This window comes from Ensifer sp. LC384, assembly GCF_001695865.1.
Taxonomy (GTDB): domain Bacteria; phylum Pseudomonadota; class Alphaproteobacteria; order Rhizobiales; family Rhizobiaceae; genus Ensifer.
Window position 1 is genome coordinate 252,813 of the sequence record NZ_MBST01000078.1, and the last position, 23,907, is coordinate 276,719.

The 23,907-nt window shown below is 61.9% G+C and carries 22 protein-coding genes; 13 read left to right on the top strand and 9 right to left on the bottom strand.

From position 1 onward, the window contains the following. Positions 1-7: 7 nt before the first annotated feature. The 5 genes from BC363_RS31805 to BC363_RS31825 all read right to left on the bottom strand — a co-directional run bounded on the left by BC363_RS31805 (position 8) and on the right by BC363_RS31825 (position 4,690). Positions 8-721, bottom strand: a complete 714-nt coding sequence (locus tag BC363_RS31805; RefSeq protein WP_065785253.1) for an ABC transporter ATP-binding protein — start codon at positions 719-721, stop codon at positions 8-10. Further along, complete coding sequence (locus tag BC363_RS31810; RefSeq protein WP_065785254.1) at positions 714-1,442, bottom strand: ABC transporter ATP-binding protein; 729 nt, start codon at positions 1,440-1,442, stop codon at positions 714-716. The genes BC363_RS31805 and BC363_RS31810 overlap by 8 nt, the downstream gene beginning before the upstream one ends. After that, a complete protein-coding gene (locus tag BC363_RS31815) occupies positions 1,439-2,392 on the bottom strand; it encodes a branched-chain amino acid ABC transporter permease (protein ID WP_065785255.1) in 954 nt (317 codons plus the stop codon). The genes BC363_RS31810 and BC363_RS31815 overlap by 4 nt, the downstream gene beginning before the upstream one ends. After that, a complete protein-coding gene (locus BC363_RS31820) occupies positions 2,389-3,261 on the bottom strand; it encodes a branched-chain amino acid ABC transporter permease (protein WP_065785256.1) in 873 nt (290 codons plus the stop codon). Before BC363_RS31820 ends, BC363_RS31815 begins: the two co-directional genes overlap by 4 nt. A gap of 199 nt (positions 3,262-3,460) precedes the next feature. Further along, positions 3,461-4,690 (bottom strand): amino acid ABC transporter substrate-binding protein, encoded by a 1,230-nt coding sequence (locus BC363_RS31825; RefSeq protein ID WP_065785257.1) that lies wholly within the window; start codon positions 4,688-4,690, stop codon positions 3,461-3,463. Between the two features lie 182 nt (positions 4,691-4,872). On the opposite strand from BC363_RS31825, the gene BC363_RS31830 reads away from it, so the two are divergent. Continuing rightward, entirely contained in the window at positions 4,873-5,775 is a 903-nt protein-coding gene (locus BC363_RS31830; RefSeq protein WP_083223609.1) for a helix-turn-helix domain-containing protein, read from the top strand. A gap of 134 nt (positions 5,776-5,909) precedes the next feature. Here BC363_RS31830 and BC363_RS31835 read toward each other — a convergent pair whose 3' ends face one another. Further along, positions 5,910-7,907 (bottom strand): EAL domain-containing protein, encoded by a 1,998-nt coding sequence (locus tag BC363_RS31835; protein ID WP_065785258.1) that lies wholly within the window; start codon positions 7,905-7,907, stop codon positions 5,910-5,912. 315 nt (positions 7,908-8,222) lie between these two features. Between BC363_RS31835 and BC363_RS31840 the strand changes: the two genes are divergently transcribed. From BC363_RS31840 to BC363_RS31890, 11 genes are all read left to right on the top strand, one after another. Continuing rightward, on the top strand, positions 8,223-9,266 hold the full coding sequence (locus BC363_RS31840; RefSeq protein ID WP_065785259.1) for a class I SAM-dependent methyltransferase: 1,044 nt from the start codon (positions 8,223-8,225) through the stop codon (positions 9,264-9,266). Positions 9,267-9,838: 572 nt separating this feature from the next. Next, positions 9,839-11,473, top strand: coding sequence for an amidohydrolase (locus BC363_RS31845; protein ID WP_065785260.1), 1,635 nt, complete (start codon positions 9,839-9,841; stop codon positions 11,471-11,473). Positions 11,474-11,594: 121 nt separating this feature from the next. Beyond that, on the top strand, positions 11,595-13,193 hold the full coding sequence (locus tag BC363_RS31850; RefSeq protein ID WP_083223615.1) for an ABC transporter substrate-binding protein: 1,599 nt from the start codon (positions 11,595-11,597) through the stop codon (positions 13,191-13,193). A gap of 201 nt (positions 13,194-13,394) precedes the next feature. Further along, positions 13,395-14,330: an ABC transporter permease gene (locus BC363_RS31855; RefSeq protein ID WP_065785262.1), complete on the top strand. Its 936-nt coding sequence runs from the start codon at positions 13,395-13,397 to the stop codon at positions 14,328-14,330. 4 nt (positions 14,331-14,334) lie between these two features. Continuing rightward, the gene (locus tag BC363_RS31860) at positions 14,335-15,156 is read left to right on the top strand and encodes an ABC transporter permease (RefSeq protein ID WP_065785263.1); all 822 of its coding nucleotides are present in this window, start codon (positions 14,335-14,337) and stop codon (positions 15,154-15,156) included. After that, entirely contained in the window at positions 15,153-16,133 is a 981-nt protein-coding gene (locus BC363_RS31865; protein WP_065785264.1) for an ABC transporter ATP-binding protein, read from the top strand. The genes BC363_RS31860 and BC363_RS31865 overlap by 4 nt, the downstream gene beginning before the upstream one ends. After that, entirely contained in the window at positions 16,123-17,094 is a 972-nt protein-coding gene (locus BC363_RS31870) for an ATP-binding cassette domain-containing protein (RefSeq protein ID WP_065785265.1), read from the top strand. The genes BC363_RS31865 and BC363_RS31870 overlap by 11 nt, the downstream gene beginning before the upstream one ends. Before the next feature lie 276 nt (positions 17,095-17,370). Next, positions 17,371-17,994 carry a hypothetical protein gene (locus tag BC363_RS31875; RefSeq protein WP_065785266.1) on the top strand — a complete coding sequence of 208 codons (624 nt, stop codon included), beginning with the start codon at positions 17,371-17,373 and terminating at the stop codon, positions 17,992-17,994. Beyond that, positions 17,991-18,638 carry a DNA oxidative demethylase AlkB gene (alkB, locus tag BC363_RS31880; RefSeq protein ID WP_065785267.1) on the top strand — a complete coding sequence of 216 codons (648 nt, stop codon included), beginning with the start codon at positions 17,991-17,993 and terminating at the stop codon, positions 18,636-18,638. Before BC363_RS31875 ends, alkB begins: the two co-directional genes overlap by 4 nt. Positions 18,639-18,685: 47 nt before the next feature. Then, the gene (locus BC363_RS31885; RefSeq protein ID WP_065785268.1) at positions 18,686-19,435 is read left to right on the top strand and encodes a 2OG-Fe(II) oxygenase; all 750 of its coding nucleotides are present in this window, start codon (positions 18,686-18,688) and stop codon (positions 19,433-19,435) included. 121 nt (positions 19,436-19,556) lie between these two features. Further along, the gene (locus BC363_RS31890; protein ID WP_065785269.1) at positions 19,557-19,829 is read left to right on the top strand and encodes a hypothetical protein; all 273 of its coding nucleotides are present in this window, start codon (positions 19,557-19,559) and stop codon (positions 19,827-19,829) included. Here BC363_RS31890 and BC363_RS31895 read toward each other — a convergent pair. After that, entirely contained in the window at positions 19,789-20,202 is a 414-nt protein-coding gene (locus BC363_RS31895; RefSeq protein WP_065785270.1) for a VOC family protein, read from the bottom strand. The genes BC363_RS31890 and BC363_RS31895 overlap by 41 nt on opposite strands. Positions 20,203-20,295: 93 nt before the next feature. Here BC363_RS31895 and BC363_RS31900 point away from each other — a divergent pair, with 93 nt between their 5' ends. Beyond that, positions 20,296-21,165: a LysR family transcriptional regulator gene (locus tag BC363_RS31900; RefSeq protein WP_065785271.1), complete on the top strand. Its 870-nt coding sequence runs from the start codon at positions 20,296-20,298 to the stop codon at positions 21,163-21,165. Positions 21,166-21,297: 132 nt separating this feature from the next. Here BC363_RS31900 and BC363_RS31905 read toward each other — a convergent pair whose 3' ends face one another. Next, entirely contained in the window at positions 21,298-21,543 is a 246-nt protein-coding gene (locus BC363_RS31905; protein WP_065785272.1) for a helix-turn-helix domain-containing protein, read from the bottom strand. A 290-nt stretch (positions 21,544-21,833) separates the two neighbouring features. Further along, entirely contained in the window at positions 21,834-23,471 is a 1,638-nt protein-coding gene (locus tag BC363_RS31910; RefSeq protein ID WP_065785273.1) for an acetolactate synthase large subunit, read from the bottom strand. Positions 23,472-23,907: the final 436 nt, after the last annotated feature.

Consider the following 23,907-nt stretch of genomic DNA (forward strand, 5'->3'; position numbering starts at 1 on the left):
TGTCTGTTCAGTTGGCGGCGCCGAGGAAGGCGCGCTGCACGGCAGCGTCGCTCATCAATGCCTGTGCGGTGCCTTCACCGGTAATGCGGCCGGCTTCTGCGAGATAGCCGCGATCAGCAATCGAAAGCGTCATTTTCACGTTCTGCTCGACGATCAGCAGCGCCAGGCCGGCCGCCTTGATGCGGGCAAGACTGGCGAACAGCTCACCGACGACGACCGGTGCAAGACCGAGGCTCGGTTCGTCCAGCATGAGAAGATCGGGCTTCGACATCAGCGCCCGACCGATCGCAACCATCTGCTGCTCGCCGCCGGACATGGTGTTGACATATTGGCTTCGCCGATCGCGCAGCTTCGAAAACAGGCTGTAGACGAAATCCTGCCGGTCCCTGGCGCCCTGTCGGGCGCGCTTGGCATAGGCGCCGAGGGCAAGGTTTTCTTCCACCGTCAGATCGCCGAAAACGCCGCGGCCCTCTGGCACCAGCGCGATGCCCGCTTCCAGAACGTCATGCGCGGGTGTCCCGGTGATGACGCGCTTGTCGAAGGATATCAGTGCGCCGGCGTCCGGCTTGGTCAGGCCGGCGATCGATTTCAGCAGCGAGGATTTGCCGGCACCGTTGGCGCCGAGAATAACGACGGTCTCACCCTTGCCGACCTTGAGCGAAAGCTGGTGCAGGGCGATGTGACGGCCGTAGTGGAGCGAGAGATCGCTGACTTCAAGCATGACCATCTCCCAGATAGGCCCTGACCACCTCCGGGTCGCAAAGTGCCTCCGCCGTTGGTGCGTCGGCGATCTTGCGTCCGGCGTTCATGACGATGCAGCGGTCGCAGAGCGCGCGGATGGCATCCATCACGTGTTCGACCAGAAGAATGGTGATGCCGCGGCTGCGAAGGCTACGGATCAGGTCTATTCCCGTCAAAAGCTCTGTCGGGTTGAGACCCGCCAGCCACTCGTCGAGCAGCAGCAGTTCCGGTTCCGCGGCAAGTGCCCGGGCTAGCTCCATTCGCTTCTGATCGATGTAGGTCAGGTCCTTGGCGCTCTGCTGCGCCTTGTGCGCAAGCCCGACCTGTTCGAGGCAGGCGAGCGCCTCGGTGGCCGCGGCCGATCCCCAAAGCGGGCGTTTGCCAAAGGCAAGCGCGGCGATGACGTTTTCAGCAACGGTGAGAGACGGCAGGCCGCGCACCAGCTGGAAGGTTCTGGCGACACCCTTGAGCGCGATGCGGTTGGGCGCCAGCCCGGAAACGACCTGCCTCCGCAGAGCGATCGTGCCGCCGCTTGGGGCCAGATAGCCCGAAACCATATTGAGCACAGTGGTCTTGCCCGACCCGTTCGGTCCGAGCAGCCCGACAATTTCTCCCGGCGCCAGCGAGAACGATACGTCGTTGACGGCGGTCAGGCCGCCGAAGCGTTTGGTGAGATTGGAGACCGTCAGCAGTTCGCTCATTCGGCAGCTCCTTTCCCGGCTCGCGTGTCGTTGCCGCGCAGGCGCGTCCAATGTTCCTCGACAAAGGCGAGCACGCCGCGGGGCAGAACGAAGACGATGGCGATGAACAAGAGGCCGAGGATGATCGAATAGTGGTTCGGGAAATTCGCCGACAGCCATTCGAACAGCAGGAACAGCGGCACGGCACCGAGCATCGGCCCATAGAGCCGGTTTGCTCCGCCGAGCAGCGCCATGATCAGCGTCAGGAAGGAAATGGTCGGGTTGAAGGCGATCGACGGTTCGACATAGGTCCAGCGCGGCGCCTGGATCGCGCCGACAAGGGTGATGATCACCGAACTGACGGCAAAGAGCGCGAGCTTGACCCTGGCGATGTCGATGCCGCAATGGCTCGCCACCACCTCGTCGTCGCCGATCACCTTCAAAGCCAGGCCGATGCGGCTGCGGCCGATCGCCCAGGCGATCACGAAGGTGAGGGCCGCAAGCGCCAGCAGCTGCCAGTAGATGCCTTCCGGCGTGACCGGCAGGAAAATGTAGCGGCCGAGCGTCCCGGTCATGTTGACCTCGTACCAGGTGACGAGCTGGCGTACGAGCTCGGCAAGGCCGAAGGTGAAGATCACGAAGTAGACGCCGGCAAGCCGCAACGTCGCAAGGCCGACGACGACTGCCAGCCCGAGGCCGATCAGTCCGGCGACGACGAGCAGCAAGGGATAGCTCAGGCTCTCGCTGAAGACGGCAACGGTATAGGCGCCGAGGCCGAAGAAGGCGACGGTTGCCAGCGACACATATCGTGTCGGGCCGGAAAACAGCGACCAGGCGGAGGCGAGCGTGACATAGCCGAGCAGGCCGATCATCAGCGTCACACCGTAGGGCCCGGCAAAAACGGGCACGCTGGCGAGCGCTGCTACGACCGCGACGAAGCCGGCGGTGGCAAAAACGATGTCGCGGTTCATCGGGCAATCCTCCCGAACAGTCCGGACGGCCGCCAGAGCAGCACGACGAGAAAGATGGCATAGGTTGCAGCGAGTGTGAGGCCAGGGTCGAGGTAGGTGGCGACGAAGGTCTCGACCACGCCCAGGATCAGGCCTGCCGACAAGGCGCCGAGGATATTGCCGACGCCGCCCATGATGACGACGATCAGCGCCTTCATGGTGAAGACGACGCCGGATGTCGCGGTGAAGGTTTGGTACATCGAGATGACCACCCCACCGGCCGCCGCCAGCGCGCCGCCGAGCGCAAAGGCCATGCGCGCCGCGCGATCGACATCGATGCCGACCAGCGGCGCCGAGCCGGGTGCGACCGAAACCGCACGAAGTGCCGTGCCCCACAGGGTGCGGGTCAGGAGCAGATACAGCCCGCCGGCAAAGACTGCGGCCAGGACGAAGGCGAGCAATCGGTTGGCGGCAAGCGTGGTGCCGAGGACGTTCACTGCGACATTGAGATAGCTGTAGCTGGTGAAATTGGCACCGAAAACCACCAGCAGAACGCCTTGGATGACGAAGAGGAGGCCGAAGGTTGCAAGGATGGAATCGATCTCAAGGCTCGCCTTGTCCCGGGCGCGGGCAACCAGCGGACGCATCATCACGCCGTAGATGACATAGCCGAGCGCGAAGCCGGCGGGGGCTGCGATCAACAGGCCGGCAACCGGGCTGATGCCCCAGGCGGTGAACAGCGTATAGGCCAGAAAGGCCGCGGCGATCACCACTTCGCCATAGGCCAGATTCATGATGCGCGCGATGCCGTACTGCAATGTCAGTCCCATGGCGACCAGCGCGTAAGTTCCTCCGAGCACAAGCCCGGACAACAGGGCCGTGACGAGCATCGGCCTCCTCCTTCATGCGTTATCAGGGGCATGCGCGCCTTGGGCGCCACGCCTTCCTGCCGCCCTTCTCCTGCGATGAAGGGCTGCACTTCAATTTTTCCGCTTCGTGACCACTGTTGGCGAACTCTCGGCGCGGCGGCTTCGTCCCTCTCTCCGTTGAGACAGGGAGAGGGACGGGTGCGCGAGACGTTCGCCTGGGTCAGTTCTGCTTCCACTCCCGCCGCGGCAGGACGACCTTGCTGACGCCGGCCCGATCACCCGGCGCAACGCCGACGAAGGCGCCGTTCTGCCACTGGCCGGTCCACCACAGCGTACGCAGCTGGTTGTCCTCGAACCTGGTTTCGCCGACCACCGTCTGGAAGGTGCCGCTTGCGAGTTCGGCCGAAACGGCTTCGCGATCGAGACCCTTGCGCTTGATTGCCTCCTGCAGCATCTGCAGGCTGGCATAGGTGATGACGCTGCCCCAGTAATCGGGAGCGGTGCCGGTGACGGCTTCGTGGCGCTTGCGGTAATCGGCATTCGCCTGGTTGTTCGGGTCGATGCCGCCAAGGCTCATGATCCCCGTGGCGTTGTCGCCGTTGTTCTTGCCGTAGGCGGGAAAACCGGTGCCGACGCCGAGATAGAGAACCTTGGGATTGAAGCTTGCGACCTGGGCCTGCTGGGTCAAGGCAAACGTGTCCGGGGGGTAGGAGAAGGCAACGAAAGTGTCGGCGCCACTTGCCTTCGCTTCGTTGATCATTGGCGAGAAATCCGAGGTCCCGACCGGATAGGTCTTGTCGTAGACCACCTCGATGCCCGTCTCCTCGAAAGCCGGACGCGCTGCCGTTACCAGATCGATGCCAAACCCGTCGGCAACGGAAACCATGGCGACCCTGTTGTTGATCGCGCCGGTTTTGCCGGCTTCGGCCAGGATTGCAGCCAGCGCCTTGGCATAGTCGTGACCGCCGCCGAGCATCCAGAAGCTCTTCTTCCAACGCTGGACGAACTGCGGCGCCTTGTCGGTAACTGCCGATACCGCAAGCTGCGGATAGCCGTAGCGGTCAAACAGCGGCGCGACCGCCAGGTTGAAGCCGGTTCCCCATGGCACCAGGATAAAATCCACCTCGTCCTGCGTCGCCAGGCGCTCGACGGCGCGCACCACTTCTTCCGAGGAGGAACGGTCATCATATTCGACGACTTCGATCGGCAGCTTGCTACCGTCGGGCAGTTCGAGACCGCCGGCATCGTTCACGTCTTTGATCCAGAGCTGGTAGTTCGGCAATGTGGTGATGCCCGCACCGCCGGCATTGGGGCCGGTCTTGGAGATTGCGTAGCCGATCTTTACGGATTTCCTGTCCTGCGCACTGGCAGGGTTTGCGATACCGGCAGCCAGCATGATCGCGGCAAGCGCCGTCGTTCGCAGGACCTGCCTGCGTCGAAAGGTTTTCATGATTTTCCTCCCATGTGGCCCTTAAGCTGCGGGCCGTTGCGTCGCGCCGCGCCTGAAGGCTTGTTCTCCTCCACTTCCAGGCTCGCCGATTTCGACATCATCACGCTAGCTGTCGCCCGTCCTAGACGGAATAGACTTTTACAAGAGATACTTGTACTTTTCACGGAAACGGGAGCGACACATTGCCGGGTTCGACCAACAACGCGACGACCGCCACAACAGGCGGTTCCGCACGTCCGCCCGGGCCCACGGAGGCGCGGTTCTTTCGCGCCGCGCTCTCGCCGTCGGAATGGACCTTTCGCGGCACGCGCAACCGTATCTTCCTGCTCCTTTCCGGCGGCGGCCATATCCGCCTGGGTCGCTACGACGTGCCGCTGCAGGGGCCGGCGATCGTCTGGGCACCCGCGGGCGAGACCGGTGCCGTCATCTTTGATGCAGGAGCGGAAGGGGCATCGCTCGCCATTCCCGATGTCGTGCTGGGTTCGGCGATGCCGATGGGGGCAGTTTTTGCGCAGGTTCGTGAAGCGATCGCCAGGCCGATCCTCGGTGCGCGCATTCCGCTGGTCGCGGCCAGGCAGCTTGCGGCGGGTCTGCAGGCAATCGAACAGGAACTGAGGGCCAACGAAGCGGGGGCGCAGGAGGTAATCCGCCACCACCTGGCATTGACCCTGATTGCCATCTGGCGGCTGGCGGGCACCGGCCACGACCGGCCGCAGCCCTCGCCTCGGGCTATCGTGCGCGGCTTCGTCCATCTGGTGGAACTCCACCTGCGCGACCATTGGGCGCTCGCGGAATATGCGCATCTGCTCGGGGTGACCGCAGATCGGCTCAACACCGCCGTCCGTCGGGCCACCGGCCGCACGCCGATGGAACTCATCCATGCAAGGTTGATGACCGAGGCGGTGATACTGCTCGACAATTCCGGCCTGCAGGTCGCAGAAGTCGCCGAAAGCCTCGGCTTCAGGGATGCGGCCTATTTCAGCCGCTTCTTCAAACGGCTGACCGGAATATCGCCGCGGGCGCACCGGGCTGGCGCGGTGGCGAAAAGAAGCGATCTCAACACCAGTTACGCCGCCTGGCCATAGCGCTGGACTCGGTAGCAGGTGACCTATGACACTGCGGCGGCTGGGAGAAGTGCCCCCGGGCTAGCGGTAGAGCACTTGCGCCAATGAGGACGCGCAAGACGGGCGTTCGTTGGTGAGGACTGGCGCTTGCGTTTTTATGCCGGTCTGACGAGGTTGGTCGGGCGCAGTTCAGTATCCGCGCTTTTGCGATAGTTCGCAGCGGAAGCGGGGCGGCCGACATGGAAGCCCTGAACATGGTCGATGCGGAACGCCCGCATCAGCGCCATTTGTTCCTCGGTTTCGACACCTTCCACCAGGATCTTGTGTCCGCGATTCCTGACCAGCCCGATGATATCCTTCAGCATTGCCTTGCCCTTTGGCGTGCCGCAATCGTGAAGGAACGAGCGGTCGATCTTGACCGTATCGAAATCGATCAGACGGAGCCAGGAAAGGCCGGCAAAGCCCGTCCCGAAATCGTCGAGCCAAATCCGGATGCCCAGCGTTTCGAGGTCGCTGATGCAGCGCAGCACGTCCGAGTGCATCTCCATCTCGAGGCCCTCGGTAATTTCGAAGGCGAGCCGGCCGCCGGCCACTCCCGTCTCACCAAGGATAGCGGCAACGGATGTGGCAAAGCCCGGCGTCTTCAGCTGGATAGGCGAGACATTGACGCTGACGACAGGCACATGATCGTTTGCGAGAAGCTCGCGGCAGACCGTGCGGATTGCCCAGCGCCCCAGGTCGATGATGGCGCCGGTGCGCTCGGCAATGGGGATGAAAAGGCTCGGGGGAACCGCGGTCCCATCCAGCATTTTCAGTCGCATCAGCGCTTCGACGGCCTCGACGCGGCCCGTCGCGACATTCTTGATCGGCTGGTAGACGAGGGAGACGAGATCCTGATCGGTCGCGATCTTCAAGAGCGCGGCGATGTTCTCGCTCTCGTCGCTGGTCTGCGGGTCGTTCGGGTCGAAGACCCTGGCGCAGTTGCGGCCACTCGCCTTCGCAGCGTAAAGCGCCCGGTCGGCCTCGTGGATGATCCGCTCGAGCTTGGAGCCCGTCTGATGTCTGGTGAAGGCGGCGCCGACACTGACCGTGACGATGGACGTGCCGTCGCGCCGCTGTCCGTGCACCAGTTCGAGGCGCTGCACCGTGCGGCAAATGGCGTCGGCGAGATCGGCTGCTTCTTCGCGCGTGTCCATACGCGCGAGGATGATGAATTCTTCGCCGCCGTAGCGGCCGATGGACGCGTCGAGTTGCTCGATCGATTCCTTCAGCGTGTTGGCCACGAGAATGAGGCAACGGTCGCCTTCCTGGTGACCATAGCAGTCGTTGTATTTCTTGAAGAAGTCGACGTCGATCAGGATCGCTGCGAAGCTGTCGCCGAACTTTTGCCAGTCGCCCCAGTATTCCCTGAGCTTCTGGTCCACGGCTCGGCGATTGTCGAGACCGGTCAGGGAATCGGTGTTGGAGAGCCTGAGCAGCGCCTTGCCGCGCTCGGTCGCCTCACGCTGTTGCACCCTTGCCTCGAACGCATTGAGGAAGACCTTGTAACGTTCGCGGTTGAGCTTCCAGTTGACGTAGGAGGTGAAGACGAAACAGGAGACGAAAAAGGTGCCGAAGGCCAGCTGGTAGGAGGGGTTCTGCGGCGAGAAATATAAGAGATCGAGGAAAAAGGCGCCAAGGATGATGCTCGACGAGATCACCGAAAGGCGGAACTGGAAGATGAAGAACAGGTTGGCGCCCATCATGAAGATGGCACCGAAGATCATGTAGTAGGACATGTTCTGCGTGTGCGCGGTCATCATTGCCGGAATGAGCCAGCCGAGATAGCCGAAAACAAGCGCGCCGGAACAGGTCCTGTCCAGCCAGTCCGTCTTAACGTTGAAGTGGACCTGGATTTCCAGGACGGCAAGCGCAACCGCGCCTACGACAAAGCGCGAGGCGATCGTGTAGCGTGCGACATCGGAGATCAGCAACAGGTCGGTAATCGAAAACAGGAGATAGACCGCAACGGCGATCCACAGCCCTTTTCTCGTCGCTTCCCTGCGTGTCGTTTCGCCTTCCTGGCGATAGAGTACGCGCAGCTCCGCCGGCAGCGGTCTGAGTGGCTGCTTGTGCAAATCTATCTCAACGACGTCGGCCAGGGTTTGCTTCATGCACCGGTCCAGGGAGTTGCGTCGCGCTCAACGGAAATCTGGTCTCGTTTTTCCATCTCTGGACGTTGCTTCAGACGCTCCACGCTTGCCATTCACTGGGTACCACAACAAGGACAGGCAGGCGTCAACGACATCGTAGAAGACGCCTATTAAATTTTGATAAATTAGCCGAGACTGACGGCCGGTGCAGGGGTGTATCCAAATGGATACTGTCCGCCAGTATTTACCATATACTCTACAAAAACTTGCAATTCGAGACGCAGTTCGCGCATTCTTACCCATATTGTTAACAGAGCATTAACGGATGGGTTTTGCGTGAGCCAGCTTCAAATCGTGTTCGATGGCGAAAGTCTTATTACTCCCCAATCAATCGCAACCGAGTTCGCTTCGTCAAGAAGTGAGTTTTATGACGAGCAGTTTGCAACAGGAAAAGCCGAACTCGCGCTGATTCTCCAAATTGCACAGCAGCAATTTGCTCAGCAACTGGACCCCAGGAAGATAATACATCGATTGGCGGCAGCACTTCACGAGACGCGCGCAAAATTTCATCCGAGCGTTTGGCAGGAACTGATTCCGATCGCACAAAAACATCCGGTGTCGGAATTCTTCCTCCAGGACCCTTTTACCCGCTGGTCCTTCGAAAAACCGCGGGGTTACTCGGGCGACGCCCAATTGCTCGACTTCATCTACGGCCACCCCAGCGTTGCCGGTGAGATCGCCAAGGCGTCGCCAATGGGCAAGGCTCTCTATGACTATACCAAGGACGCCTCGTCGTCGGTTGCCGTGCGGGAGCGCCGGGATCTGCTGACGCAGCATGTCGATGAGATCGCGGCCACGCGCGGTGGGGAGGCGGAAATCCTGACGATTGCCGCCGGGCATCTGCGCGAGGCAAACCGTTCGGTTGCTCTGCAGGAAGGGCGCATAAAGCGCTGGGTCGCGCTCGACCAGGACCCGCTCAGTGTCGGATCCATCACCAGGGATTTTCGGGGAACCAGGGTCGAGGCGATCGACGGCTCCGTCCGTGGGATTCTCACCCGGGCGCACAAGCTCGGCAAGTTCGACTTCGTCTACGCGGCAGGGCTTTACGACTACCTGCCCCACAACGTGGCGGTGAAGCTCACACGCCGCTGCCTGCAGATGCTGAAGCCCAACGGCGTCTTCCTCTTCGCCAATTTCGCAACGGACATCGGCGTCGACGGCTATATGGAGACCTTCATGAACTGGGCGCTGCTGCTGCGCTCGCAGTCGGACATGTGGAGCATCGTCAACGAAAGTGTCGACGGCTCCAATTTCGAATCGCACGTGACGTTCGGAGCGAACCGCAACGTTGTCTATGCGACGTTGCAAAAGCGCTCGTAATCGCCACTGAAGTGGGTTACCGCGGCGCGCGTCATCTTTGACGCGCGCCGCTGTCGTTCGGCATAGGCGTGGTGTCGCATTGGCGGGCAGCCTGACACTCTGGACGCTTCCCGCCCTACAGCGCCGTGCGTCAAATATGAGGCGCAAAGGACGCTGTAACGCTCTTAACTTGCTGCATAATTTTATCCTTAAATCGATTCCGATTTAAGGAATTATGCAGTAGCGCCGCTGTCCGCGCGCCACGCGCCGTTCTTAAGTTCTCGATAGGGAAGTGTATCGCCGGTGCGGCGCAGTCGTGCAGGTCCTGCAAGTCTGGCGACCGATCTACCCAGAGCTGTTATGCAATAATTTCATAGCGCTTGAAATTCTATGCATTGGCGAGCCGCTTTCCTTTTCTCTAGCATCCCCAACTGCACAACTTGTGGCCCATGAGAGCGCTGCACCGGAACGGATAAAGATCCAGTTTCGGCGCGCCACTGGCGGGGGCGGGAGACACGGGCTGTGCCGAGGGCCGCGCGTGCAACGAAGCGTGGCTCTGAATTGCAGTGACGGCCGAAGGGGAGGAGCCTTAGATGCCAGCGGGACAGTGTTTTCACGCCGACATGATCGTGCACAACGGCGTGATCTGGTGCGGTCTAGCCGAGGGCGTCGTCGAGGCCCTGGCGATCTGGCAGGGCAAAATCCTGGCGACAGGCACGAGACAGGAAATGGAGGCCTATCGCGGCGACGGCACTGAGCTTCTCGACCTTCAAGGGCAGTTCGCCACGCCTGGTCTCAACGACGCACATCTCCACCTGATTTCGGTCGGCCTGACGTTGAATTGGGTCGACGCGACGCCGCAGGCAGCACCGACCCTCGAAAGCCTGCTGGCTGCAATCAAGCATCAGGCCGAAAGCACGCCCCCCGGCACCTGGATCCGGGCGCGCGGTTACGACCAGACCAAGCTCGATACCGGCCGCCATCCGCTTCGCGCCGAACTCGATGCGGTCGCGCTGCACCACCCCGTCATGGTGGTGCGCGCCTGCGGGCATGTATCGATCTTCAATTCAGAGGCATTCCGCCTTGCCGGCGTCGACGAGAACACGGCCGTGCCGGAAGGCGGTCTGATCGAACAGGCCTCCGGCGCCCTGACGGGTCTGGTCGCAGAAAATGCGCAAGGCCTGGTCCGCGCGGCAATCCCGAAAGCTTCGACCGACGACATGATTGATGCGATCGAGAGCGCCGGCAATCTTCTCCTGTCCTACGGTATCACCAGCATCATGGATGCGGCGGTCGGTCAGGTCGCAGGCCTTGACGAGATCAAGGCCTACAATCTGGCGAAGCTCAGCAACAGGCTGCCGGTGCGCACCTGGCTGGTTCTTCTCGGCGACCCCAAGGTTTCGATCGTGCCGCAGAGCTACGAGGCGGGCCTTGTTTCCGGTGTCGGCGACGACATGCTGAAAGTCGGCGCCGTCAAGATCTTCCTCGACGGATCGGCCGGCGGCCGCACCGCCTGGATGAGCAGCCCCTATCTCGGCGGCGACAACACCGGCGTTCAGATTCTCTCGGATTCGGAACTCGAATCTCTCGTGCTCGACGCGCATGCCAAGGGCTATCAACTGGCCTGCCATGCCATCGGCGACGCAGCGATCGACCAGTTGATCACGGCCTACGAGAAGGCGCTCGAGGCGATCCCGGACGCGGACCGCCGCCATCGGATCGAGCATTGCGGTTTTTCCAGTGACACGCAGCACCGGCGCATGGTGAAGGCGGGCATATATCCGTGTCCGCAACAGGTGTTCATCTACGATTTCGGCGATGCCTATGTCTCGGTGCTTGGCGAAGAGCGGGCGCTGTCGAGCTATCCCTTGAAGACCTGGAAGGATCTGGGGCTGAGGCCCGCGACCGGCAGCGATGCGCCGGTCTGTCATCCCAATCCGTTCCCCAACATCTACAGCATGCTGACGCGCAAGACAGCCAAGGGCACCGTGATGGATGCTCGCGAGCGGGTCTCCATCGAGGAGGCTCTGCAGGTCTACACCGAATACGGCGCGTTCTCGCAGAAGCTCGAAATGGTCAAGGGACGGCTGGTCCCTGGGCAGCTTGCCGACATCGCCGTGTTCTCCAGGAACATGCTGACGGCCAGCCCCGAAGACATCCTCAACGATACGCGCTGCACCCTGGCAATCCGGGGCGGCGAGGTGGTCTTCGAGCGACAGAACGCCTGACGAAGGCGAAAGGGAGCCGCAAGGGCGGCTTCATGCATCTCAGCCGATCCGGGAGGTCGGATGAGATCGCGATCTTGTTCATCCATACGCAGAACAACAAGTGGGGAGGAATACCGGAATGATGAAGAAAATAGCATTGCTTTCGACATTGACGGCAGCGCTGCTGGCAGGCGTAGCGTCTGTCCAGGCGGCCGATACGCCGCGGGCGGGCGGAACGGTCAACTTCGTGGCGCCCTATGGCGACAGCTTCTCGACGCTCGACATCCAGGCGTCGCCGCAGACGCAGGACGAATTCTACGCCAAGGCGATCCACCGCACCCTTTATGACTGGGACGCGGACAAGAACGTGCCGGTGCTGGCGCTTGCGACCGATGTCGGCATCTCCGCCGACAAGCTGGTCTATACCTATAAGCTGCGCCAGGACGCCTATTTCCACAACGGCAAGCAGATGACGGCCGACGACATCGTCTCGAGCTTCACCCGCATGGCCGATCCGGCCAAGGCCTATCCACCCTCGCGCTACATCGCCAACATCAAGGGCGGCGCCGACTACATGGCCGGCAAGGCCGAGGCGATTTCGGGCCTGAAGAAGGTCGACGATTTCACGCTGGAAGTGACGCTGACGGATCCAGTTGATCCGGCCTTCCTGTTCATGCGCAACAACACGGCGATCTATCCCGCCGGCGAAGCCGACAAGGAAAGCTTCCAGAGCCATCCGATCGGCCTCGGGCCCTACAAGTTTGCCGAGTATGTGCCCGGCTCGCGCCTGACGGTCGAGAAATGGGAGAAGTACTACGAGAAGGACAAGCCCTACGCCGACAAGATCAACATCCTGATCATGGGCGATGCCTCGGCGCGTGACGTTGCGTTCCGCAACAAGGAGGTCGACGTCTCCGTCCTCGGGCCGTCGCAGTACGTCGCCTATCAGGCCGATCCGGAGCTGTCCAAGGGGCTGCTCGAGGTCGCCGAAGTCTATACGCGCTATGTCGGCTTCAATCTCGATTTCGAGCCGTTCAAGGACAAGCGCGTTCGCCAGGCGTTCAACTATGCGATCAACGCCGACCTGATCATCAAGCGGCTGGCGAAGGACAAGGCCTACCGGGCGAGCGGCTGGCTGCCGACGTCGTCGCCGGCCTATGACCAGGACGCCCAGCCCTATGCCTACGATCCGGAAAAGGCGAAGGCACTGCTCATCGAGGCCGGCTATGCCGACGGCTTCGATGTCGAACTGACGGCGACGCAGAATGAGAGCTGGGGCCTGACGATCGTCGAGGCGATCATCCCGATGCTGGAAAAGGTCGGCATCCGCGTAAAGGCAAAGCCGGTCGAGGCTTCGGTGCTCTCGGAAGTCGTGCCGGCTGGCGATTTCCAGTCGTTCATGTGGTCCTCGGAAAGCGGCCCTGATGCATTGACGGCGATGCAGTGCTTCTACTCCAAGACGTCCCAGGCGGCGTGCAACTACCAGAAGTTCGCCAATGCCGATTTCGACAAGCTGTTCGAAGCGGCCAAGGTCGCCAAGACCGACGAGGAAAAGAACGAGCTGCTGCGCAAGGCAAACAACCTTGTTCAGGAAGAAGCACCGGTCTGGTTCTTCAACTACAACAAGGCGGTGATGGCCTACCAGCCCTGGCTGCACGGGTTGCAGCCGAACTCTGCCGAACTGGCGATCCAGTCCTATGAGAAGCTCTGGGTGGACGAAACGGTTCCAGCCGGACGTTGATGAAAGCGCCCCGGCGTCGCCCGTGCGATGTCGGGGCTTTTCCGTTGGTATCTGGCGTGCATTGCTGTCGCCAACGTAAGGCAAGACTTACGATGTGACGGTCCGCCGGAATGATCGGGCCAGACTGGTGTTATCGGTCATTGGCGGGTGCCGGGGAGCTATCGCCGGCGCATCCGTTGATGGGCGACGAGGGGGAAATGAATGCTTCAGTTCGTCGTGCGCCGCATTTTGCAGGTGATCCCGACTGTCATCGCGATATCGCTGTTGATCTTTGTGATCTTCAGCGTCGTGCCGGGCAGCATCGCCACCAGCCTGACGGCCAATGGCAAGGGCGGCGGCGACCCGAAGATCGTCGAGAAGATGACGCGGGAGTTCGGCCTCGACCAACCGCTTTACGTGCGGTTCGGCGCGTATCTGTCCGATCTCGCCAGGTTCGATCTCGGAACCTCGTTCCGCAGCCGCCAGCCGGTGGTCCATCTGATCGGCGAGCGCATGTGGCCGACCTTGAAGCTGGCGTTCGCGGCGATGGCGATCGCGATGTTCGTCGGGGTGCCACTCGGCTTCATCGCCGCGTTGAAGCCGGGCAGCGTCATCGACACGCTGACCATGATCGGCGCGATCTCGGGCCTGTCGCTGCCGCAGTTCTGGCTCGGACTACTTGGCATGTATCTGTTTGCGCTGACACTCGGCTGGCTGCCGAGCTTCGGCTACGGTGAAGGCGGACCGATCAACCTCATCCTGCCGGCCTTGACGCTCGGCATTGCGCCGATGGCGCTGTTGGCGCGCACGACGCGCGCCGCGGTGCTCGACGTGATGAACGCCGATTTCATCCGGACCGCCCGCGCCAAGGGCATGAACGGCTTTCGCCTCGTCACATGGCATGTCGTGCGCAACGTGCTGGTGCTGATCATCACCACCATCGGCCTGCAGTTCGGCTCGATGATGGGGCAGGCGGTCGTCGTCGAGAAGCTGTTCTCGTGGCCGGGCCTGGGGTCTCTGCTGGTCGACAGCGTCAGTCTGCGCGACATTCCCGTGGTTCAGGGTGCGATCCTCGTCATCGTTCTCTGGTTCCTGCTCATCAACACCATCGTCGATATTCTTTACGCGGTCATCGATCCGCGCATCAGCCACGGATAGATCCATGAGAATACGGCTCAATCTCCTCATCGGTGGCGTCATCTGTATCGTCATCATCGCCGCGGCGCTGCTGGCACCCTTGATAGCGCCGACCGATCCGGTGCTCGACGCCGACCTGATGAATGCGGAACTGCCGCCGGACGCGCAGTTCTGGTTCGGAACCGATGCGCAAGGGCGCGACGTCCTCAGCCGCATTCTCTATGGCGCTCGCATCTCGCTTGCCGTCGGTATCGGCTCGCAGGTGATCAATACGCTGATCGGCCTGGCACTCGGCATTTCGGCCGGCTATTTCGGCGGCTGGTGGGACGATTTCGTCACCGGGCTCACCAACCTGATGTTGGCGATCCCGAGCCTGATCTTCGCGCTCGCCATCATGGCGATCCTCGGCCCCGGCCTCGTCAGCCTCTTGATCGCGCTCGGGCTCACCAACTGGTCATGGACCTGTCGCATCGCCCGAAGCTCGGCGCTGTCCTTGAAGAAGCAAGGCTATGTGCAGGCGGCCAAGACGCTCGGCTATGGCGATATCCGCATCATGATCACGCAGATCCTGCCCAACATGATCGGCCCGATCCTGGTGATCGGAACGCTGGGCATGGGCGATGCGATCCTTGCGGAGGCAGCACTTTCCTATCTTGGCCTCGGCATCAAGCCGCCATTCCCGAGCTGGGGAAACATGCTGACGGATGCGCGTGAGCTCATCGTCATTGCCCCGTGGGCGGCGATCTTTCCGGGCCTGGCGATCTTCGTCACGGTTCTCGGGCTCAACCTTTCCGGCGACGGCCTGCGCGACTGGCTGGATCCGCACATGAGGGCACGGCAGCTATGACGGACAATTTGTTGGATGTCAGGGACCTCCGCCTCGATATCGTATCGGGCAGGACGAGCCACAACGTCGTCGACAACGTGTCCTTCTCGATCAGGCGCGGCGAAGCCTATGGTCTGGTGGGTGAATCGGGCTGCGGCAAGAGCATTACCGCGCTTTCGGTCATCGGCCTGTTGCGTAAACCGCTCGCCGTTACCGGCGGCTCGTTGCAGTTCGACGGCCGGGACCTGAGGGAGCTTTCGAAACGCGAGCTGCGGCGGCTTCGGGGCGAGCGCATCGCCATGATCTTCCAGGAGCCGATGACCGCCCTCAACCCCTTGTCTCCGGTCGGCCGCCAGATCGCCGAGATGTTTGTCCTGCACAAGGGCGCGACCTGGAAGGAAGCCGAAAAGCTGGCGATCGAGGCACTTGGCAACGTGCAGGTTCCGGCGCCGGAAGAGCGGGTGAAGAACTATCCGCACCAGATGTCCGGCGGCATGCGGCAGCGGGTGATGATCGCCATCGCGCTCGCCTGCAATCCGGACCTGCTGATCGCCGACGAGCCGACGACGGCGCTCGATGTCACCGTGCAGGCCGAGATCCTCAAACTCGTCAAGGAGCTTTGCGCCGCGCGTGGCACGTCCGTCCTGATGATCAGCCACGATCTGGGCGTGATTGCCAACATGTGCAACAGGGTGGGCATCATGTATGCCGGGCGCCTGGTCGAGGAGCGGCCGGTCGCCGACCTGTTCCTCGATCCGGCCCATCCCTACACCGACGGTCTGCTCAGATCGCTGCCGCACCTGGGTTCGCGCCGGCAGGAGGGGCGAAAGCGCCTGCAGGAAATCGAGGGCACGGTTCCCTCCATCGCCAGCTTCCCGCCGGGTTGTCGCTTTCAGCCGCGTTGCCACAAGGCAACGTCCATCTGTACTGCCGAAATTCCACCGCCAACCGGCCTCAGCCATGACGGCTTCGTGAAGTGTTTCAACCATGAGCGATAAGAACGAACCATTGGTCAGGGTCGATAATCTGAGCGTGCACTTCCCGGTGCGCAACGGCATCTTCGGTCGCTCGAGGCGCACTTTGCGTGCGGTGAACGATCTGAGCCTGACGCTGAACCGGGGAGAGTGCCTGTCGATCGTCGGCGAATCCGGTTGCGGCAAGTCGACGCTTGCGCTTTCGATCCTCGGCCTTCAGGAGCCGACCGAGGGCGAGATCTTTTTCGAGGGACGATCGATCACCGGCAAGGCGCGGCCGTCCCGGCTTGAGCGCGCCGGCATGGCGCAGATGGTGTTCCAGGACCCCTACGCGTCGCTCAATCCCCGCCAGACGATCTATACATCGCTGGCAGCGCCGCTCCGGCTGCATGGAGTCTCCGACCGCAAGGAGATCGCGCGCCGCATCGAAAACATGATGCAGATGGTCGGATTGAAGCCGGAGCAAGCCAAGCGCTTCCCGCATGAGTTTTCCGGCGGCCAGCGCCAGCGCATCGGCATTGCCCGCGCACTCATCCTCAACCCCAAGGTCGTGGTGCTGGACGAGCCGGTGTCGGCGCTCGATGTCTCCATCCGCGCCCAGATCATCAACCTTCTGCTGGAGCTCAAGGGACAGCTGGATCTGTCCTACATCATGATCAGCCATGACCTGAGCGTGGTCGAACACATGAGCGACCGTGTGGCGGTGATGTATTTCGGCCAGATCGTCGAGACCGGCAGCTGGGATCGCGTTTTCACCGAACCGCAGCATCCCTATACGCGGCGCCTGATCGGGGCCATCCTCGACCCCGTCACCGAACTGACCGGCCAAAGCCCGGTGGATACGCGCGAAACACCGGAACCGCCGCCGGGCTACGACTACTATCCCAGGGAATTCGGAAAGCACGATGTCTACAGTCTGCCGCCGTCCTCGCAATTGGTCGCGCTGAGGGACGACCATTGCGTCCGCATGATCGCGCGCGGCTGAGCCGGTTTTAGCTTCGGCGCCGAAGGTCGACTTCGGCGACGAGCCATCGCACCGAAATTGTGCGCATGACAGCGGTCTGCTTAGCGGCGCGTCGCGCCACGCCACGCCAGAGGCGCAGGAAACGGGTGGCGCGGCTTCTGCTTCTCGGCGAAGATTGCCTGATGCCGCCACTCGTTAGAGCGGCGGGCGTCACGACGATCGTGTTGCGCTCTGCGTGATCCTATCACTCAATGGTCTCGTTTTCGGATGCAAGGCGATCCGGGGAATTCTTCTGACATGCATACTAACCGCCGCCCGCTTCAGAACCGTGTGACGCCCTTCGGTGACATTGTCGCCATCGCGCAGCGCGGTCTGTTCACCGGCAACCGCGGCATCATCCACGACCCCGAGACGAAAACCCTGTCGAGAAGGCGGTGGACGTCCAAGGCGTGGCTGATCTGCACCTGCGATTACGGCGATCGTCGACGCGACGTCATGGCCGGCCGAAGCTGGACCGAGCTTTTCTTTCTCGACGAGGCCGTGGCGCTGGCGGCGGGGCACCGCCCCTGCTTCTTCTGCCGGCGGGAGGCCGCTCTTTCTTTCAGGGCCGCCTGGGCGGGCGAGCTTGATGCGGTGCTCCACAGCGAGAGACTTTCTGGCGGACGAAAGCGCATCCACCCGCCGCCGTCGCAACTTGCCGATCTGCCTGATGGAACGATGCTGGTGGCATCCGGGTTTGCGTTCACGATCGTATCCGGGCGCTATTTCCGATGGACTGAAGCGGGCTACTTCAGACCAGAAACAGACGTCACCGCCGAGGGGGTGCTGACGCCGCCCTCGACCGTCAAGGCCCTTCGGGCGGGCTACCGTCCGGTCCTTCATCCCGACATCGCCGGTTTTCTCTCCGGATCGACGTCATGACCGACCTGTTCGCCACGCTTGCCGTTGAACCGTCCCGCGAGACCATGGCCGAAGGGGCGATACTGCTTCGCGGCTTCGCGCAGCCGCTCGAGGGCCAGATCCTGCCGGCGCTGCGAACGATCATCGCCGAGGCACCGTTCCGGCATATGGTGACGCCGGGTGGCTACAGGATGTCCGTCGCGATGACCAATTGCGGGGCGGCGGGTTGGGTCACGGATCGCAGCGGGTACCGCTACGACAGGCTCGATCCCGAGACCGGCAAGCCATGGCCGGCGCTGCCGTCGCCCTTCCTCGATCTTGCCATCGCCGCGGCGACGGAGGCAGGCTATCCCGATTTCAGGCCTGATGCCTGCCTGATCAACCGGTATGAACCTGGCGCGCGGCTTTCGCTTCACCAGGACAAGGACGAGCGCGATTTCTCGCACCCCATCGTCTCGGTTTCGCTCGGCCTTCCCGCGACATTCCAGTTTGGCGGGCTGAACCGCACCGACCCGGTCAGCAAATACGCGCTGCGCCACGGCGATGTCGCGGTCTGGGGTGGGCGATCGCGCCTTTTTTATCACGGGGTAACCGAGTTGAAGGACGGCGAACACGAGACCCTTGGCCGGATGCGCATCAACCTCACCTTCCGGGGTGCACTTTAAGGGACCATTGATCGCAAGCCTACACTCATCGCCAAGGAGGCAATTCTATGGATCCAGGTGTTTCAGTCGGACTTCCAGACCCCGTGGGACAAGCCGCAGCGACGCGTGTCGCAGCTTACGATTGGCAGGCGATTTTCGACGATTTGAACGGCTACGGATGCGCGGTCATGGAAAAGCTTCTGTCGGTGGAGGAGTGCCGACGGATTTCGGCGCTCTATCAGGAGGAAGAGCATTTCCGCAGCCATATCCACATGGCCCGGCATGGTTTTGGAAGGGGGGAATATCGCTACTTCAAATATCCGCTGCCGGACCTGCTTGGCGGTCTTCGCACCGCGCTCTATCCCCGCCTTGCCGACATTGCCAATGAATGGAACGGCCGGATGGGAATCGGGGGACGGTACCCGACCGAGCACGCGGCGTTCCTGCGGCAGTGCCACGATGCGGGCCAGACTCGGCCGACACCATTGCTGCTGCAATATGTGCCCGGAGATTTCAATTGCCTGCATCAGGATCTCTATGGCGATCTTGCCTTTCCGATCCAGGTTGCGATCCTTCTTTCCGAACCGGGACAGGATTTCACCGGCGGAGAATTCGTGCTGACGGAGCAGCGTCCGCGCATGCAAAGCCGGGCTGAAGTCGTTCCCCTTCGCCAGGGCGACGCCGTGGCCTTTGCCGTTCACAACCGGCCGGTTCAGGGCACGAAGGGCAACTATCGTGTCAACCTTCGTCACGGTGTCAGCCGTATTCGTTCAGGCCTGCGCCACGCCGTCGGCATCATCTTTCACGACGCAAGATAGTGCGGTTCGCATCGGCGTTTTCGTGGCGCGCGGTGAATGCCCCTCGCTCTCAGGCGAGGCGACATGTTTGACAACGACCCTCCTCCTCCTATTTGCCAGGCAAGCAGACAGGAGGAATTCGATGTTTAAAACGACCATTCTTGCCGGCTTGCTCGTGCTTGTTTCCTTGGTCAGTTCCTGGGCGGCGGATACGGGTACGGTGCTCGAAGGGCAAAAAATGCCCAGCAGAATTCTCGGCAAGGATGTCGAACATACCGTCTATCTCCCGCCGAAGTACGACGACGGGAACCGCTCCTATCCGGTTGTCTATCTCACCACCAAAGCGATCGGCTTCCTGACGTCCGGCTCCTGTGTCAGCGTGCAAACAGGCTGTCGAAATCGGCAAACCCCTTGACCTCGATGGGATTGCCGCTCGGATCGAGGAAGAACATCGTGCGCTGCTCGCCGGGTTCGCCCTCGAAACGCACGACCGGCGGGATATCGAAGCGCACGCCTTTCTGTTCGAGACGTTTGGCCAGCGCGAACCAATCGGCAAGGCGCAGCACCACGCCCAGATGCGGCATCAGCACGAGGTGGTTGCCGACCTTGCCGGTGCGCGTGACTTCGAAAGGCTCACCGAGATGCAGCGACAGCTGATGGCCGAAGAAATCGAAATCGACCCAAGTGTCCGTGCTGCGTCCTTCCTCACAGCCAAGCACGTCGCCGTAAAACCTGCGGGCGTCGTCGAGATCCCTAACGTGATAGGCGAGATGGAAAAGCGACTTCATGTGTAACCCCCATGTCTTTGATTGACACAGGGATATCGTCTTGAGAGGCTACGAAAAACTATGTAATTCTTTCGCTGAGAATAAGGATTCATATTGGATATTCGTTTCCTGCAAAGCCTGGTTGCCACAGTGGAAACGGGGTCCATCGCGGCGGCCGCGCGACGGGAGAAGTTGACGCCCGCCGCCATCAGCCAGCGCGTTCAATCGCTCGAACGCGCTCTTGGATGCGTTCTGCTCGCCCGCGGCGCGCATTCGGTCCAGCCGACAGAGGCTTGCCTCTCGCTGTTGCCGCGGGCGCGCCTGCTGATCCGGGAAGCCGAAAACCTGAGATATGACGTTGCCGGTGGCGGGCTTGCCGCTGAGTTGAAAATCGGGGCGATCTCGACAGCATTGACGGGCATTTTCCCGGAGGTTCTGGACGAACTCTCCCGTCGGGCGCCGAGCCTGAAGCTGGTGCTCTGTCCCGGCTCGTCGTTGCAGCTCTACGAACAGTTGTTCTCAGGCGAGCTCGATGCGGCCGTGTTGGTCGAGCCGCCATTCGCGTTGCCGAAGGGATTGACGGCACATGTCATTCGCCGCGAACCGCTTGTTTTCATCAGCAGGGATGAGACAGCGCCCAATCATATCCCCGAGCAGATCCGGCAGGCGCCGTTCATCCGTTACGATCCCGGATCGTGGGGCGGGCGGCTATCCCAGCAATATCTTGCCGATGCCGGGCTTGCTCCGGACATTCGTTGCGACATGGACGCGCTGGAGACCATCGCCATCCTTGTTGCCAATGGCATGGGAAACTCGGTCGTGCCGGCCTGGCAGGGCCAGCGACGGGAAGGGTTTCACTTGACCGAGGTGCCTGACGCTGCTGCCTATGAACGCCGGATCGTCTTCCTGCACCAGAGCGTGCCAAGTCGGCCGACGCCGCTTGCGCTATTGAAAGAGATTCTATCACAGGGGCTTGCCGGCTGAGTGGCCTCCGCTCCAGGGATGGTCGCGTTTGAGGAGCGCAGGCTCGGCACGGGGACAGGCGGCCGAACGGCGCCCGCTCGACACAGCGCCGGGCGGGCATCGCGTCTCGTGCGAGCGCGACGCCCGCTGGGCCTAGGAGAGCAGGAAGGTGGTTACGGGCAACTGAAGTGCGGCGGCAATCCGCCGGAGCTTGCCCGGATCGACATCGGCGCCAAGCTCGATGTTGGTGATTTCGACGTCGGTCAGCCCGCAGGTGAGCGCAAGTTCGTCGACGCTGTAGCCGACGGCCTGGCGGGAGCGTCTGACGGCGTCGGCGATATCGACACTGGCCGAAGCGGTCGCGGAAGAGGCAGCAAGATTGTTTATTGAAACAGTCATGAAGTGATCCTTCGGTTGTGCGCGAAAAGCGGGGCTTTTCGCGTGAAGGCGGCGTGCAGCCATGAAAAACCCGGCCAGAAAACGGGTGCCGAGTGCAGTGCAATATAAGTCCAAAAGATGGCAGCGCAAGGCTTGTCGGCAGTTGCGGCCATGGCGCCGTCTCGATTGCCAACACATGGGTCCATGGTGAGATGGTGGTCACGCCGTCCTGTTAGACGTTTCGGACGAGCCGATCGCCGATATGGAAGGTGACGGCTGCGACCCTTCTTGCTCAACTGGCGAAAACGGACTTACGAGCGCGTGCGCAGCTCATCGACCAGCACACGCGTGTTTTCGGAATAGTCGATCGGCACATCGACAAGATGCACGCCGCCACCGGTAAAGGCGGCTTCCAGGGTCGGCACCAGCGCGTCCGCGCTCGTGACCCGCGAGCCCTTCGCGCCATAAGCTTGCGCGTATCGCACGAAATCCGGATTGCCGAATGTCAGGCCGAAATCCGGGAAATCATCGACGGCCTGCTTCCAGCGGATCATGCCATAGGCACTGTCGTTCAGGATGACGACGACGAGGTTGAGCCCGAGGCGAACGGCGGTTTCCATCTCCTGGGAGTTCATCATGAAGCCGCCGTCTCCGCAGACGGCCATGACGCGGCGCTCGGGATAGAGCATCGCCGCCATCATGGCGGAGGGCAGGCCGGCGCCCATGGTGGCCAGCGCATTGTCGAGCAACAGCGTGTTGGCGACATGGGTGCGGTAGTGCCGGGCAAACCAGATCTTGTACATGCCGTTATCGAGGCAGACGACGCCGTCTTCCGGCATCACCTTGCGCACGTCATGGACGATGCGCTGCGGCGTGATTGGAAACCGGTTCTCCTCGGCGCCTTCGTTGAGCTTGTCGAGGATGGTCTGGCGCAGGCCGAGCAGCAGCGGTTCGGGGTCGAGCTTGCCGCCGAGCCGGTCGGCAAGTGCGGTCACCGTCGTGCCGATGTCGCCGATCACTTCCGCGTCGGGGTGGTAGACTTGTTCGACATTGGCCGAACTGTAGCCGATATGCAGGACCTTCGGCCCGCCTTCGCTGCGCATCAGGAAGGGCGGCTTTTCGACCGTGTCGTGGCCGACGGAAATGATCAGGTCCGCCTGATCGATGGCGTCATGCACATAGTCGCGCTCGGAAAGGGCGGCTGTTCCGACATAGAGGTTGGAGCCGCCATTGACGGCACCCTTGCCCATCTGGGTGTTGAAGAAGGGGATGCGCATGCGGCGAACGAAGGCCGAGAGCGCGTCGACGAGCCGCGGGCGGCTGCCGGCCGCGCCGATCATGATCAGCGGCCGCCGGGCGGCCAGGATGATTTCGACGGCCCTGTCGATGGCCGCAATAGGCGCCACCGGCCGGTCGAGTGGATGAACGGGAATGATCGGCGCCTGTTCGATGGTCTCGCCGGCGACGTCCTCCGGCAGTTCCAGATGTACGGCGCCCGGTCGCTCTTCCATCGCCACGCGAAAGGCATCGCGAACGGCGGCGGGAATGCTGCCGACGCTGACGATCTGCCGCGCCATCTTGGTCAATGGCCGCATGGAGGCAACGACATCGACGATCTGGAAGCGCGCCTGACGCGCCGTCTTGATCGGCTTCTGCCCCGTGATCAGGATCATCGGCATGGCACCGAGATTGGCATAGGCGGCGCCGGTCGAAAAATTGAGGGCGCCGGGGCCAAGGGTCGCCATGCAGACGCCCGGCTTGCCGGTGAGGCGCCCATGCGTCGCGGCCATGAAGGCGGCGGCCTGTTCGTGCCGGGTCAAAACGAGCTTGATGCGGGATTTGCGCAGCGACTCCACGACATGCAGGTTCTCTTCTCCGGGTACGCCGAAGATGCAATCGACCCCCTCGTTCTCCAATGCCGCGACCAGAACGTCGGAACCCTTCATCATCTTGCGAACCCTTTCAGCGAGCGTGGCGGTGCGTATCGTTCGTGAGGCAATGCATTGTGCTCTTGATCGTTAGCCCGATGATTGCATGAGGCGGGAGATCGAGATTGCCGCTACCGAACAGTATCGTCCTCGATTGCAGACGCAACCGCATTTCGCGTGGCGTTGAGGCTGGGCGGAGGTCACCGGCGAGCCCGCAGCCCGGCGAGAAATCGTGCGTCATCGGTTTTGAAAATGCTGGTTCGGTTTTATCGGGTGGCGATTTCGCTTCGATTGCTGCGAGAATGCCGGAAACCGGGCACTTTGGCGCGGGTGCTTTTGTGCATTCCGCCCTGTTGATAACTTCCGTTTGAATTTGTTGTTTGTTTTCAGTTGGTTGTTCGATCTTGTCGGTTTTTTGAAATTGACTGTTGACGTCTGTGAGGATGGGGGTCTATAA